The organism is Salmonella sp. 32082101201600294FB01SM01 (genome assembly GCF_017572865.1).
Lineage (GTDB): Bacteria > Pseudomonadota > Gammaproteobacteria > Enterobacterales > Enterobacteriaceae > Salmonella > Salmonella enterica.
Window position 1 is genome coordinate 1 of the sequence record NZ_JAGESB010000021.1, and the last position, 560, is coordinate 560.

A 560-nucleotide genomic window follows, 5' to 3' on the forward strand; every position below is an offset into this window, starting at 1 on the left:
TTCACGACGGACGTTAGCACCCGCCGTGTGTCTCCCGTGATAACATTCTCCGGTATTCGCAGTTTGCATCGGGTTGGTAAGCCGGGATGGCCCCCTAGCCGAAACAGTGCTCTACCCCCGGAGATGAGTTCACGAGGCGCTACCTAAATAGCTTTCGGGGAGAACCAGCTATCTCCCGGTTTGATTGGCCTTTCACCCCCAGCCACAGGTCATCCGCTAATTTTTCAACATTAGTCGGTTCGGTCCTCCAGTTAGTGTTACCCAACCTTCAACCTGCCCATGGCTAGATCACCGGGTTTCGGGTCTATACCCTGCAACTTAACGCCCGGTTAAGACTCGGTTTCCCTCCGGCTCCCCTATACGGTTAACCTTGCTACAGAATATAAGTCGCTGACCCATTATACAAAAGGTACGCAGTCACACCCCAAAGGGTGCTCCCACTGCTTGTACGTACACGGTTTCAGGTTCTTTTTCACTCCCCTCGCCGGGGTTCTTTTCGCCTTTCCCTCACGGTACTGGTTCACTATCGGTCAGTCAGGAGTATTTAGCCTTGGAGGATG

At 53.2% G+C, this 560-nt stretch carries 1 rRNA gene; it reads right to left on the reverse strand.

Annotation, left to right across the window (positions count from 1 at the left end):
• Positions 1 to 560: ribosomal RNA gene (locus J4645_RS22120) — 23S ribosomal RNA — on the reverse strand; the annotation flags it as partial.